Origin of the sequence: Haemophilus sp. UMB1048, from assembly GCF_030218125.1 — a bacterium.
Lineage (GTDB): Bacteria > Pseudomonadota > Gammaproteobacteria > Enterobacterales > Pasteurellaceae > Haemophilus_D.
Genome location: NZ_JASOPB010000025.1, coordinates 1 through 596, shown reverse-complemented (window position 1 = coordinate 596; position 596 = coordinate 1). Strand labels below are relative to the sequence as shown.

Below are 596 nucleotides of genomic sequence, written 5' to 3'. Positions count from 1 at the left end.
GTACAACAGGAGCAAAAGTTAGCCGTGGCCAGAGCCACGGCTGAGCAAGAACAAATCATTCAAAATAAAAACAGAAAAATAAAAGATATGGAGTTGGAAATAATAGAATACAAAAGGCAGTTAAAGGAAAATGCTTCAATTTCTCAGAGATATGAAAAATATAAAATTAACAGTGATGTTTTAGATCTAATACAAGAGCATAAACCGGCAGAATTTAAACAACTCTTCAATGCTGCTATTGCAGCAGCAGATGCCGAATATTCACAGAAACAGCAAAATAATAACTACATACCCCAGAATAAGCCAAAGGCTTTAAAATTATAAAGCCCGGAACGGGAAACAGTGAAAAATTTCCCGTTGGGTTTTGGTTTTTTAAGCATATCGATCCAATCTTTCATTAATGCTTTTTAAATCTGCTTCTCTTTGTTTTTCTTCTTCCTTAATTCGGATCTCTTTAACAAACCTTGCACGATCGCCATTAAATACAATTGCAGGATTTATATAAAATATGTATTTCTTAACAGACTTTGCGATCATTTTCTTTTCTAATAGTTCTTTTAATCCGCGATAATAAACAGCTTTTGAAATAGTATAAT

General features: G+C 32.7%; 1 protein-coding gene and 1 pseudogene. One reads left to right on the top strand and one right to left on the bottom strand.

The annotated features are described in order from the left end of the window. The coding region (locus QP437_RS09710; RefSeq protein ID WP_285267698.1) for a hypothetical protein at positions 1 to 324 on the top strand (324 nt) is incomplete at its 5' end. A gap of 48 nt (positions 325 to 372) precedes the next feature. Here the strand turns inward: QP437_RS09710 and QP437_RS09705 are convergent. Next, positions 373 to 596 (bottom strand): annotated as a pseudogene (locus QP437_RS09705) (hypothetical protein); the annotation flags it as partial.